Below are 13,281 nucleotides of genomic sequence, written 5' to 3'. Positions count from 1 at the left end.
TGAGTATAAAACTATCACCGCTCGCGAAGCCACTCAACCGCAGTCATGCCCACTCGGCGACGACGACGGTAATATTGTCCCGACCCGTGCGATTTAGCGCGGCATTGATCAAGGCTTCCGCAACCGTTTGGCAGCTGGCACCGGCCAACATGTCGGCAATTTCATCGTCAGCCAGCTCCTTATCCAATCCGTCGCTACATAACAGATAGCGGTCACCGGCTTCGGCAACGAAGCGCAGTGTATCCAGTTCCAACTTGCTCTGACCGCCGACTGCCCGAGTAATTACGTTGGCGCCGACTTGCTGCAAGGCGTCTTCTCGGCTCATCAAACCGGTTTCCATCAATTCGTCCAATAATGTGTGGTCGCGGGTGACCTGCTCTATCCGGCCGGCCCGAAACCGGTACAAGCGGCTGTCCCCGGCCCAGACCGCCGCGCACTGGCGCCCCCTGGCCAGCAGCACTACCACGGTGGTACCGATCACCGCACCTTGCTGCAAACTTAGCGCAAAACGGCACAAATCGTCGTTGACCTTAATCAAACGACTACCGACCCAGGCAATTTCCGCATCCAAGTCGGCCAATTCAGGCATTTCCGCGAGACTGTCTACCAACAGGCGGCTAGCCAAATCGCCGGACTGGTGGCCGCCCATACCGTCGGCCACCACCCATAAACCCTGGCCTGGTCGACACAGCATCGCGTCCTCGTTGTGTTTACGCTTGTTGCCCACCACGGTAATCCCGTGAGAATTCCAAGCCAAACTCGGCACAACGCCGGATAACTCCGGCAGCGGTGGCAGCGGCGGCGGCTCCGAATTCACGCCACCGACGGCCTCGGAAACCGGCGGCGTCGCAAGACTGAAAACCTGGCACTGCCAAGCATTGCTGCGGCGCGGCGCGCCTTGTAGGAAACCAGCGTAGGCATCGAGTGGCGGCAAACCTTCGCAATACAAAAAATTCGGCCGGCCCTGTTGAGTGCCATGACAAGCCCATAGGCTGTAATTGCCCAAATAGCGGTCAAGCAACAACTGACTCAAGCGCGGGAACACGTTGCCCACCTGCGCCAATGAGTCCAGGTCGAAGCGAACCGCTTGCTTAGCGGAACCTACGCGTTCTCCCGGGGAATCCAGCGCGAACTGACCGGCCGACGCCGCATCGATCGCCAGAATCTCGCGATCAAAGCCATCCAGATCAAACTGTTCGGCCAAGCCGGCCAAAGCCGCCTCCTCCAAACGGGAAAACCAATCGGACTCCGGCAAAAACAAAGCTGAAACGGCATTGGCATCGACCGCCTGCGCCAAGGTCAGCGGATAATAACGCCCCACCCGGTCGACGCTGGGCATCATCACGCCGGCCCAAGCCGACGGCCCGCAAAGGCCGGGACTAAGTGTAAAGCGCCAAATCGGGCTGACCAGAAATAGCGAAAGCCACTGGTCGCCCAACATTTCCTGGCTGGCACGCAACGATCCTTGCAGCCATTGATCCCAGGGATCGATAAACTGTCTGGGCAAGCGCCGACTGACAAAATCACCCAGCGCCGGTACTTTGCCGAAAAAACCGACGCGGTGATTTTCCGGAACGCTCACAACGACTCCGGACAACGAAAAGTTTGGTACTCGCTGATGCCGAACGGGTTATTGACGCTAGCGGCACGCAGCTCGAAACGGGCGCTATAACCCTCCAATTGCACGGTCAAATTGAAGCGGTCCGGCAGACTAGTCGGCTCGATATTGAATTCGTCCAGCATCCGAAATAAAGCCCATGCCCCTTCCTTAGTCCGACTGACTTGCTTGCCGTCCAAGGCTTCGAACACGACCCGAACCCCGGCACTGTTGTTGGTGCCGGGCCATTGGAATTTGGTCAACTGCTCCGGACCATGGCGGTAAACCAGCTCCTGGCCTTCGACATTCAGCCGAAAAGTCCCGATCCGGTCGTCCAGGGTCAACGGTTTTAACTCGAATTGCACTTGCGGCACCGCCCCGCCGTTCGGGAAAAACGCGTCGCGAATTTTGGCGGCAATTTGGAATTGGCGGATGCTCGCCGGCGCCAAGCCCAGCGCGTTATCGGAGGCCAACTCCCGCCATTGCACCTGCGCGGTATCGACAAAGGCCTTCAGATTGGTGTTGAAAAATTGATCTACCACGCCGTTCGCGGCAAAGACCTTGCCGAAGTCGGCCATCAACACGTCTTGCGGAGTGTTTTTTGCGAACGGGTAGCGACCGGTCAATGCGGCTTTGCACGGCAAACTGACCGAAGTCTTCAACAAATCGTTCAACTGGCCCTTGGCGCCCGTCTTGATTTGCTGGCCGCCAGTCGCGGTCAATGCGTTCAACGACGCGGCGATCGGACCTGGCAAACGCGCGAACTCCATTTTGGCGGCTTGGATGGGATCGATGCCGCCGCCGGCGGCTTTGGCGGCCTCGGTGGACAGTGCCTGGCCTCCGGCATTACTGGCCGCGCCGATCTGCATCAGATAGTCGTGCAAATTCTTCAGACTGGTCAGGGTAGATGCTATCGGCGCAGGCCTATCGGCCGCGCCACGCACTTGTAAGTTGAAGGGCTCGAAATAAGCCTCCAAAGCTTTAACCGGATCAATACCGCTGTCGCCTTGCTTGGCCATGGCAAGCAACTTTTGGGTTGCCGCTTCCGGAACGGCTAACCCGCCGCCGGCCGCTTTGGTCAAACTATCCGCCAGATTGGCCGACAGCTTGCTCAACGAGGTATTTTTCTCGACCAACTCCAGCAGCAGTTTTAACGGCGAATCGGGTCGGGACAGCAGATCCAAGGTATCGACCAGTTGCGTCGTGCTCGGTTGCGGTCGAAACTTGACCGCCGTCAGCACGCCATCCCACATCTTTTGATAATCGGCCAGATACAGGCGTTTGAAGTCGCCGTACAGGCGATCCAATTCCAACACCGTATCGGTGGCACTGACACCCAGCACCCAATTTTGCGAGGCGGCTTCCTTGACGTAATCCATGCCTTTCTTTAAAAACCAGTCAGTATAGCCGTACCCGGTAAACAAACCGGGCACAATCAGACTATCCAGGCCCTTGCCATTGGCGGCGGAAAATACGCGATCGCCGTTCGGCGCCAATTGGCCGGCCAATATGACATCGTGATCGTGATCGAATAGGGCTTCGCTTTTGAAGCGGCTATAAACTTGGTTGACCAGCGGCACCTGGGTTAGTTTGTTACGAACCGACGTGACGAAGCTGTTATCAATCGGCGCCGAATCCAAGTCGAGCGCCAGTAAATTGTCCAAGTGAGTCAGCAACTGGGCCTGCGTTTCGGGGTCCGTGGAAAACTGATGCTCCCAATCCAGCTTAACCCAGGGTTGCGCGACCTTGATATCCATGCGCTTCGGATCGCCGAACATCAGGTATACGCGCAACAACTGATATAACACATCCAGATTAGCGCCTTCGTCGCCCTGCATACGTTCCTTTAAGCGCACGACAACTAACGGCAAGAAGTTATCCCTAAGCAGTTTTTCGTAGGCCACATTGACACCGGCTTCGATCTTGTCGCCCTGGTAGAGGCCGCCCCCCCCACTCCAACCCACTTGGCGATAAACCTCTCGTGCATCGGTAAGAGCATTGAGTTTGGGCAACAACGCGATAAATCCGCTGCGGGTGTCCGTGCCGACCGCATTGCTGGCGCGAAACGCGGCTACATGTTTCTCGACTTCAGCCAGCGCCAGTTTATTTGCGGTCAGACTAACAAACCAGCAAACCACGGCAATAGCGACGACGCCCGCCGTGGCGGCGTAAGCGCCAAGCGACAACAATCGATAGCGGCGTTCGATCTTCGGATCGACACCCACCAAATCGGCTTCCGGGAATACGACCTGTTTGAGCAATTTGCCGAGAAAGAAACTCTTGCCGCGTCCGCTCATCATCGGCACGGCCTGACGTTCCAAGCGAAAGCTGCTCGCCAAGGCTGACAACACCCGGTCGATAGGCGTGCCTTCTTGAGTACCGCTACTGAAATAAACCCCGCGTAGTAAAAACGGCTCCTCGTATCGGCTAACCGCAAACGTGGTTTCGAGAAATTGCAAAGCTGACGATTTCAACAACATCATTTGCTGCGGAAAATCGAATATCGCCGCACGGCGTTGTAGGTCGCGCTCTTCTTGCATGCGCTTCAGGCGGCGCTGCAGCAAGCGGTCCACCAATTCGTCGTACGCGAGCCGAAATTGATCGAGGTGCTGCGGCAGGTCTTGAACGCCCGCTCCCGGCGCAAAAGTTTCACCCCATACCTGTCCACGCCCGTCCTCGCTCAGATTGGCATAAAAGTCGGTAAACCCGGCCAGCAAATCAGTTTTGGTGAACAATACATAAACGGGCAACTGCACGCCCAATTGGCCGTTTAGTTCCATGATACGCTGGCGCACAGCCGTGGCATGCTGGCGAATTTCTTCCTCGGTTTGCCGCATTAAATCGCCGACGCTGACGGCGACGAAAACCCCGTTTAACGGCCTACGCGGCCGGTATTTTTTTAACAACTGCAAAAAGCCGTGCCAAGCCGATGCATCGACCTGCTGATGGCTATCTTGGGTTGTGTATCGACCGGCGGTATCTAACAGCACTGCTTCGTCGCTAAACCACCAATCACAATCTCGGGTCCCGCTGACGCCTTTAATCGCATGTTTGCCCAAGCGCTCGGCCAGAGGAAAATGCAAGCCGGAGTTGATTAGTGCGGTAGTTTTACCGGAGCCCGGCGCACCGATGATGGCGTACCAGGGTAGCTCGTACAAATACTGGCTACCGCGCGATTTACCGGTCGGCGTTTTTAATAGCTGTAGGGCATCCTCAAAACCGCGCCGCAGCACGTCCAATTCCGCTTCGCTGGCGGAAGCCGCGTCGTTGGCATCGGCCGTCGCTAAGTCCGCGATCAGTTTTTTCTCGCGGTTGGTCGAGAGTACCTTATGCAGCATACGATATGCCAACCAGACAGCGACCAAAATCCCTATCGCCAACCAGCGAGCCCATTCGGACTCCAACGGAACTGCTCCGGCTATCGCAATCAACGGACCGATAAACCAGATCAGCAGCGCAACGGCAAGCACGCCAAGCAGTTCCAGCACCCATTTTGTTTTCAAGAAAACCATAATCCGTCCCACGCGGCTATCTCACTTCACCAAAATATCGACACGACGATTGAACGCCCGGTGTTCCGGGCTATCGTTAGGCTCCAGCGGCTCTCCGTCAGCCCGGCCTTCGGCTCGGGCAGTGCCTGCCAATTGGGCCGACTGTTGCAAAATAGTCAATACGTTTTTTGCCCTAGCGGTGGACAGACTCCAATTGGACGGGAATTTGGCCGACACAATGGGCTTATCATCGGTGTGGCCGGTTACTAATATACTCTCCTGACCATTTTCCAGCTCCTTGGCGATTTTCTTGAGCATTGGCAGAAACTCGGGTTTCACCTGATCGCTACCGGATGGAAACGAATTACGGACGCGAATGACGCTATCATCGACAACTTCTACCATATTCGCGGCGATTTCGTCCTTCAGCAGCGGCTTGAACCTCTCCAGATGCGGCACGGCTTTTACTTGCGTTTGAGCAGATTGCGCCGCGGACGTATCAACGGTAGTTTGGGCTGGCGCGGCGGTCAACGTTAATAAATCTCGGTATACCGGGTCTGAAGTCGAATTGATCCAATAGGCAAACCCTAGATAGCACAGTATCAGCAAACCCGCCGCCACCGCTCCGAATATCCAGAGGGGAACCTGCTTCATCAAGTTGCTTTTTCCAGTATTTTGGCCGCGCCAGCGTGGCGACAACTCCGGTTCAAAGTCGCCCCGAACTCGTTGGATGAGCTGATATAACTCCAAGCGCTGGCGCTCTATATCGTTTAAACCATTCGGAATAACTCGGTATTTCCCTTCGAACCCAAAACTCATTAATACATAGCAAAACTCCAATAATGACAAGCTTTGCGCCGGCTGCTTGACCAGATAATCGACGATTTGAAAAAAACGCTCTCCACCCCAGGCCTCCTTATGAAACACGATTAACAAGCTCTGGTGCCCCCAGTTACTTTGACTGCCCCAAGGGGTGTTTTGAATGATTTCATCCAGAAACGTACATAAACAATAGCTGGCCATTCGGCCTTGTTCAGTCGGAATGCCGGCGGCCAAGGTGCGGTTTTCGAACTCGCGCACCTCCTTTCCCAATTTTTGCTTGAGTTCATCAACCGCAGGGTAGCTTACCGTTTGTTTCAATCTGGACGCTAGTGACAACAAGCCCGCAGCCAAATCGACCAAGGAGCCGGATTGCCTAAACGGCAAGGCCTCTATCAAGTTGACAGGCGCCTGAATATTTAGGGGGGGCTGAATCTGAGCGGCTGGCCGGCTGGCGCCGACATCCGGTGATCGCCCGCCAGGCATGGGCCGAAGTACGGTTTTGTCGTCGTCACCGAAAGGTCCACCTTGCACCATAATCATCACCCTTTTTTGATGGCCCAAAATTCCAATTCCAAGCCTGGAAAATTACCGCCGATATGGAAAGCGAAACCACCTGAATCCGCCATCTTCTTCCAGTACGGACTATGTTTGTCGAGTTCGAAATATGAATAGCCGGCGTGATAGGGCAGCTGTCTTGGGGCGACCGGTAGTGGGTGAATAGAGATTCCAGGTAGCGCCGCTGTCACTAGTTGAGTGATTTCTTCGACGGGACCTATTTTGACTTGTGGCGGAAAGTGAGTACGTAGCATTTCCGACGAAATCTGCGCGCCTGCCGCCAACACGTATATCGCACTATCCAACAGTTTGACGTCTGGACGACCGGAGTAGTAAACGGATTGACTATGTTTGTTTAGCGGAATCTGGATGGCGTTCTGCTCAAGCACCATACTCAGTAACCGACGTAATTCTTCGATCAACGGAATGAAGCTTAACCGTAAATCGTCATGCTGGTAGTCCGGCATTTTCGCCGGACGCTTGTTCTGCCTGTAAAAAGTTGAGAGGTCTCCCATGATTTGCAAGCTTAGACTAAACATGCTTTCCGGGTGGAGACTCGTTTCGTTGGCTAAGTGCTGAAGCAGCGGTTGGTAGCGATTGATGGTTTGCAGCAACATGAAATCGGCGACTTCCGCAACCCCGGCACCTTGCGATGCGCCGGATACTCGCGAGGCCAAAGCTTCCCCACGAGTGTGTAACAAACCATTCAGTTCTCGTAAAAAGCCGGATAATAAGCCGCACGCACCCGCCTTTAAAACAGGGGGTATATAGTTTTCATCCAGTAGCACAGTTTTATCCGCGCGAACTTCAATTATTCGAGCAACGCCCAAACACAAAAAACCCGAGCGCTCCTCGCTTTCCAACATTAAGCGCGGGCGAATAACCCCAATTTGAACCGGGTAGCGTCCATCATTCCCAGCATTGCTATCTCTCACATCCCTAGTTGCTATCCGGTAACGAGCCAATGAATCGGGCGTATACTCGTCATCGGTTTCCGCAGCTTCTGACCGACGCATAGGCAAGGCTAAATAGACCCTTTCGTCAGTAGTCCCTGATGGTATATCCAGTGGTAACGGTAATTCGTCTTCCGTAGGCAGATTATATGGTGTACCGTCTTGGAAGATTCCCCTTGCCCTTAACAGGCAGATTTTTCCAATCGCCAATGATCCGTGATCAATTTCCAGGGCAGAATAACCCCAATCGAATGCACGAATGCCATGACAGCGTCCGTCTATCCGCGCTTCCAAATAGCGATCATGCTGCTGGAAATGTTGCGGGCGAAGAAACATACCCTCGGACCAAACGATCCTGTTGTTATTAGACATATTTAGTCAAACATTTTGCTAGTTACAGGGAAGTCGTTTAGCGCTCCGCTCCCGGCCTTTTACCGGCGCATGAGCAATTTCATTTGCATTTCATACGCGTTAGCGAATTCTTCACCGAAGAAATCCTCTTGTGCCGATTTTGTCAAATGCGGATAGGCTTCGCAGTATTGATCCCAACATTTCGCTTTCTTTTGAAACACGATACCTTCACCGAGTGACTTTTCGAATAAATCTGGATCGAAACGTTTTAATATCGCGACAAGCGATGCCTGTATTCCGGCAGTCATGGCCATTTGATGCGAACTAATGTCGTTATACGCCTCATCCACCGCTGATTTCGGGTCGATAAACGCTGGATTTCCAGGCATTAACATTAGTTTCAGCACGCTTTCGACATCCGGGTTAAATTTTAACGGGTTGTTGTCGAATGATTTGATAGTCGTCACCGAAACTCTGAATTCGCTTTTCATTTCTGCCCGGGCCCTTAACACGTCCATAAGGCCTACAGTTAAACTCCGGAATAATATCCCAGCTGTCCGCATAACCTCGGGCCATTGCTCGGGCGTTGAAAACGCCGCTTCGTGCACACCTGCGCCTTCCAAAAAACATGAGAGTAGGTGTTTCGTGTCAGTTGCCGTTCCGTATACAGCATCTTCATCTGCAGACTTTGCTACGGTAAACGGTTTTGGAGCCTCGGGGAAAGAAGGCGAAGGTTGCGCGACACTGGATTTCGGTGCCTCTACCTCAAACTGCTTAATCTCAGGTATCTCCCTTGGTGCGTCAATACAGAAATCAGGGGCACTCTGAAAGGGTGATAGTTCCGATTCGTCACTACTTTTTGCCAGCGCATCGAGTCCCTTCAATAAATCTCCAATATCCTTAGGCGCATCTCCAACACTTAATGCCGGAGGAGGTGTAAAGCTATCATTAAAGGTAGAAGATATTAGCTCTTCGGCGAACGCATTTTTTTGAAACGGAGCAATGTCATCTTGCACTGCGGCAAACGGAGAATTATCCGCACTGAAAGGGCCCGGCATTGAAAACTCAAACGCTCCGCTTGTGTTTTCAGTTACCGGCGAAGTAATTGGCTCGCTAACTCGATAGTTAGCGATAAGCTCGTACTCACCGATACGTATTAAGGAATTATCAGGCAATAAGTGTAATTCATTATTTAACGTTAGTCCCTCATTGACCAAGTGTGTGCCATTTTTACTGGCATCTTGGATATAAAAGCAGTTGGCTTGAAAAGAGATATTCGCGTGGTGACCGGATATAAAGCTCTCTGGATCAACCAAGACTAACGTATTTCCCGGCTTTCTGCCTATCGTCCCGCCTTTCTCATCGAATTCCGCGTTCAGCGGTTGAGCAATAGGCACCCCTTTATAAGTCAGCACTTGCAGAGTGAGGTTCATAAAGTTTGCGTTTACCTAACTTTGACAAAATATCCAAATTGTGAACGACGGCTTGCTTCGAAACATAGCCGAAGGTTTGTTCTTCATTTTTCTGCGTCGTAAAGTGTAGTGCACATTTTATCCCCTGTGCGATACGTATTAACCAGATACAAGCTTGGCTACTGAGTTATCGGCAAATCTTATTTTTGCGGATTACTCTCTTCGGTGCTGGTCACCTGATTCGACATACATTCAACTATGCTCTCGGTGTAATTTGAATGTGCATCCGCAAGTTTTTTTGGATCACCAAAGTCGCTTCTCAATTCCGATAGCGTTTTTTTAGGATCAGGAGATTTATTCAAGCTCAACATTTTTGTGTAATTTTTGTAGGCTACTCGACGTACTGGATCTAATAAGAACAATCCAGGCATATTGCTTGACGTTGAAGCTACTACGCAATTAGTCATAATCTCCGGTGATATTCTGTAATCCTGTATGTCCTTATCTGCTTTCATTTGTTCTAATACGGCTAGTTTATAGTCTTCTTTTTCCGAACATCCTGCCAAGATAGTTACTGACAGTACAATTAATAAGATTTTTTTCATGCCTTGCTCTTAAATAATCCTGTTACAACCTCAATCCGTGCTACACATTTAAGCCTTGGGCATTGCGTTGCCTGGCAAATTAAATACACAGATTAAAAAAAAACCCCCGCTATTTTTCAATAGCGAGGGCTTTCAATCCTCTAAGCTTTTACGCTTAGACTTTCATTAATTAGATGAAAGTCGGGATCAGCGGAGCGTCAATAGTTACCAATTGACGGCTGCCGTTAGCATCCCAGAAGAACAACAGACCAGCGAAGCGGCTGTCTGGATCGTAGATCAAGTCGGCCAGACGGTATACTTCCCAAGCAGCGTCAGAAGCTGTAACTTCGACAGTGCGGGTTTCGCCTGGAGCCAGAGGGCTGTTATCGCTAACAGTCAGACCTTCTTCAGCCAACAAGTCGTCAGGATAAGCTGTATCGTCTTCATGAACCGCAGGATCCAGGAAGCGAACACCCGCTGTGTTGAACTCGCCCAAACGAACAGGAGAATCACCGTTGTTGGTGATAGTCAAGGTCATTTGCATCGCACGACCAGGTACACGGTAAGAAGCGTCATCAACTTTTACAGAAACAGTAGCTTCTGGCATTTGATAAGTTTTCATACCACGCAACAAACCAGCTTGCAGCGGAGTTGTTACAGGGTATTTTTCGTTGGTTGTGCCCATTGAGGCGGCAACGATAACCATAGTACCAACTGCGAACAGCATACCAACTTTTTTGTCACCAGCTGAGATCAAAGAATCTGCTTTGCCGGTGCTTACAGCGATATGACGTGGAACGAACAGAGGACGTTTGATCCAGAACAGCAACCAAGCGAACGCAATTACGAACCATACTGCGTGCCAGAAATAGACGTTATCCAGAGCGTAGTGTTCCAGGTCTATGGTTTGACCGGTCAGAGTGGTAACAGGGTTTACGAATTCTTTCATTGAACCGGTAATGGTTACCCATTTACCAGGACCGATGATAGGACCACCGCCTTGTACGTTCATCATGGAATGAACGTGCCAGTCACCAGGACGACGAGCTTTCAGCAGAACTTTAAATTCGTATACTTCACCCAATTCCAAGGAAACTGAACGAGGAACCAGTTGGCCACCAATCCAAGAACCAGCACGGATAAATACTGGACCAGGAATACCAACGTTCAAGAACGAAACTTCTGGTTTATCAACGGTTTCAGGCCAGCCTGCGAATACCAGGAACTTACCAGAAATGGTCATCGTTTCGTTAACGGGTACTTCTTCTTTTGACCAGTTCAAGTCAAACCAGTGAATAGTCCGCATCCGCATAAACGCAGCCTGTGACTTTTCACCATGAGCAGATGCCGTTGGAGCGTAAAACATCGCTGCTGTCATTGCGACCAACAGTGCGACAAAGGACAGTTTTGCAACTTTGTCTTTTATTATTTTCATATTTCCTCCTCTATCACTAGAGAATTTAAATTAAGACTTTCTGGCAATCTATATGCAATTAAATTGCCAGCTTCATTTTTATCGAACCGTTCTAATTAAGAAGCGTCGTCAGCGATGAAATCGGTTTTAGCAAACCATCTGCCGAAGAAATGCCACAAGAAGTAGATGATGATAGAAACGAAACCGGAGAAGAACGCTGATACAGGAGCAACGTCTTTACCGAAAGTTCTTAAAGTACCTTTCTCAACCATCCGGATGTACTCAGGAGTACCGGTACGAACATAGTGATAACCTTGCAAGTCAGCCAAAGTCATCATCATACCGTTGTACTCTACAGGAACGTGCAGAGGTGCGATTACTGGCCAGTTACCTGGGTAGAACAACAGACCATAAGCAAGGCCACCAACTACCGCAGTCAAAGTCATGCTGTTGCCCAACATCAGGATTGTATCCAGCACGATTGCGCCAGGAATCAGGTTTGAAGGGAAGCAGATATTGACTGGGAAGTATGTCCAACCCCAGAAGTTCATGTAACGGTTAATCCACTCACCAATCATCAGAGCAACAACAGACAGAGTTGCGCCGACTGGCAAACGGTATCTCCACCACAAGCATGCTTGAACAGCCGCAGGGAAAGTAATAGAAACGATAGGCGCCACGGTTACCCACAGACGTCTATCTTTCCAGTCGGTCCAGAAGTCCCAGTCACCACCGGTCAACATGTAGTGAATGTGATAACCGCCCAGAACCGCTGTGAACAGTGTAAAAAGAATCATCCAGTCAAACGTACGGGAAACTTGTACCGCTTCCGCACGAGAACGTACAGCTGATTGAGATGCGCTCATTAGCTTACCTCCTAAAGAATTAAAATTATATTTTTTACCACTCTCTTATCCTGCTCCGACCAATGGCGGACCGGAGCAAGAAAGGAGATAGTTTTTACTTTTAAAAGCCTGAATTAAGCCAGGTCTTTTTTCAGCAATTTGGTAATTGCCATTACTTCGGTGTTCACAACACCCATTATAGCCAGAGCAGCCCAACCAAAGAATACGAAACCGTAGTGCAAAGGTGCAACGAACAACTCTTCCATAAACCAGAATGTGTGACCCCATTCATTCAAACCAACGTTTGGCAGAATCATGAATGGACCGATAACTGCGATCAAATACATCAGGTGCAAACCTTCTTGATAGGTAGGCAGTCTGGTTTTTGCGTACATGAAAGAAGCAGAACCAGTAATGATGTAGATTGGGTAAGACAGATAGAACTCGATGATGTGACTTGGGGTAAAGTCGGTATCACGAACGATGGTTTGGTGCCATGTGCCGTCTTGCTCGGTAAAGTAAGAAGCACCCCAGTAGATTGCCCAACCGTAGCAAACCAACCAAGTCCAGTGAGTAAAGTGACGACGCAACTCTTCACGTGGAGTGATCGACATTACTTTACGGTCACGAGTTTTCCAGATATAGCCGTTGATACCTGCGAACAGGATAACTTCGACTACGATCTCGATGTACAGCATATTCATCCAGTATGTTTCGAACTCAGGCGCGAATGAGTCCAGACCAGCTGACCAGCCGTAAACGCCTTCGTACCAACGAATGAATGAATAAAAACCCAAGTACAGTGCGATGCCTGCCCACAGGTTTTTTTGATTTAAAAGCGGTGCTTCCGCAGCATCAGCCTTAACTGATTCAGTTGTAGCAGCCATTTCTACCTCCTAAAAGATTGTCTAAATCCCCGATCATATCGGGAGTTCTTTGTTTTTCCTGAATTCAAGCCTTCTAAATTAAGAAGACACCCCCTCCCTTGAGGTGCGAGGCAGTCTACCATCTTGCAAATCCTTGTCAAGTCAATTCATCGTTTCCTACAATAAGTGCTTGCGCCCGCCTAAGCAGCATATTACGTTCAGCCATATCGTTAAATCTGGTTTAGCTCTCCGACCATAAATTTGGATACTTAACGCATCGCTCTGTTGGCGAATTGGCAAATGAAAACGCCCAGTTGGCAGGGGTTAGACCGCTTCTAGAGTCCATACAGCATTACATACATGAAATCGCTCTTATTCTGGTATTCTTGGC

The 13,281-nt window shown here is 50.7% G+C and carries 9 protein-coding genes; all 9 read right to left on the bottom strand.

All coding sequences use genetic code 11. The features are described from left to right. Nucleotides 1–43 precede the first annotated feature (43 nt). Nucleotides 44–1,582, bottom strand: coding sequence for a type VI secretion system-associated protein TagF (gene tagF, locus ACQE3D_RS02015; protein WP_313729243.1), 1,539 nt, complete (start codon nucleotides 1,580–1,582; stop codon nucleotides 44–46). Beyond that, nucleotides 1,579–5,109, bottom strand: a complete 3,531-nt coding sequence (tssM, locus tag ACQE3D_RS02010) for a type VI secretion system membrane subunit TssM (protein WP_313729244.1) — start codon at nucleotides 5,107–5,109, stop codon at nucleotides 1,579–1,581. Before tssM ends, tagF begins: the two co-directional genes overlap by 4 nt. A 21-nt stretch (nucleotides 5,110–5,130) precedes the next feature. Beyond that, nucleotides 5,131–6,393 (bottom strand): type IVB secretion system protein IcmH/DotU, encoded by a 1,263-nt coding sequence (icmH, locus tag ACQE3D_RS02005; protein ID WP_231883660.1) that lies wholly within the window; start codon nucleotides 6,391–6,393, stop codon nucleotides 5,131–5,133. Between the two features lie 56 nt (nucleotides 6,394–6,449). Continuing rightward, a complete protein-coding gene (gene tssK / locus ACQE3D_RS02000; RefSeq protein ID WP_071156213.1) occupies nucleotides 6,450–7,790 on the bottom strand; it encodes a type VI secretion system baseplate subunit TssK in 1,341 nt (446 codons plus the stop codon). A gap of 59 nt (nucleotides 7,791–7,849) precedes the next feature. Continuing rightward, on the bottom strand, nucleotides 7,850–9,202 hold the full coding sequence (tagH, locus tag ACQE3D_RS01995) for a type VI secretion system-associated FHA domain protein TagH (RefSeq protein ID WP_313729246.1): 1,353 nt from the start codon (nucleotides 9,200–9,202) through the stop codon (nucleotides 7,850–7,852). A gap of 179 nt (nucleotides 9,203–9,381) precedes the next feature. Continuing rightward, nucleotides 9,382–9,786 carry a hypothetical protein gene (locus ACQE3D_RS01990; protein WP_313729247.1) on the bottom strand — a complete coding sequence of 135 codons (405 nt, stop codon included), beginning with the start codon at nucleotides 9,784–9,786 and terminating at the stop codon, nucleotides 9,382–9,384. A 169-nt stretch (nucleotides 9,787–9,955) separates the two neighbouring features. After that, complete coding sequence (gene amoB, locus ACQE3D_RS01985) at nucleotides 9,956–11,200, bottom strand: bacterial ammonia monooxygenase, subunit AmoB (RefSeq protein WP_064028764.1); 1,245 nt, start codon at nucleotides 11,198–11,200, stop codon at nucleotides 9,956–9,958. A 95-nt stretch (nucleotides 11,201–11,295) separates the two neighbouring features. Beyond that, nucleotides 11,296–12,045: a bacterial ammonia monooxygenase, subunit AmoA gene (gene amoA, locus ACQE3D_RS01980; RefSeq protein WP_064028762.1), complete on the bottom strand. Its 750-nt coding sequence runs from the start codon at nucleotides 12,043–12,045 to the stop codon at nucleotides 11,296–11,298. Between the two features lie 113 nt (nucleotides 12,046–12,158). After that, nucleotides 12,159–12,911 carry a bacterial ammonia monooxygenase, subunit AmoC gene (gene amoC, locus ACQE3D_RS01975; RefSeq protein WP_064028760.1) on the bottom strand — a complete coding sequence of 251 codons (753 nt, stop codon included), beginning with the start codon at nucleotides 12,909–12,911 and terminating at the stop codon, nucleotides 12,159–12,161. Nucleotides 12,912–13,281 lie beyond the last annotated feature (370 nt).

The organism is Methylomonas sp. MS20 (assembly GCF_050275925.1).
GTDB lineage: Bacteria > Pseudomonadota > Gammaproteobacteria > Methylococcales > Methylomonadaceae > Methylomonas > Methylomonas koyamae_A.
Note: the sequence above shows the minus strand (reverse complement) of the source record. Positions and strands in the feature narration are given on the sequence as shown.

Excerpts from the sequence above, each read along its gene's own strand:
- ACQE3D_RS01990 (WP_313729247.1), bottom strand. The coding sequence starts at position 9,786 with ATGAAAAAAATCTTATTAATTGTACTGTCAGTAACTATCTTGGCAGGA.
- amoC (WP_064028760.1), bottom strand. The coding sequence starts at position 12,911 with ATGGCTGCTACAACTGAATCAGTTAAGGCTGATGCTGCGGAAGCACCG.
- tssK (WP_071156213.1), bottom strand. The coding sequence starts at position 7,790 with ATGTCTAATAACAACAGGATCGTTTGGTCCGAGGGTATGTTTCTTCGC.
- amoA (WP_064028762.1), bottom strand. The coding sequence starts at position 12,045 with ATGAGCGCATCTCAATCAGCTGTACGTTCTCGTGCGGAAGCGGTACAA.
- tagH (WP_313729246.1), bottom strand. The coding sequence starts at position 9,202 with ATGAACCTCACTCTGCAAGTGCTGACTTATAAAGGGGTGCCTATTGCT.
- icmH (WP_231883660.1), bottom strand. The coding sequence starts at position 6,393 with ATGCCTGGCGGGCGATCACCGGATGTCGGCGCCAGCCGGCCAGCCGCT.
- tssM (WP_313729244.1), bottom strand. The coding sequence starts at position 5,109 with ATGGTTTTCTTGAAAACAAAATGGGTGCTGGAACTGCTTGGCGTGCTT.
- amoB (WP_064028764.1), bottom strand. The coding sequence starts at position 11,200 with ATGAAAATAATAAAAGACAAAGTTGCAAAACTGTCCTTTGTCGCACTG.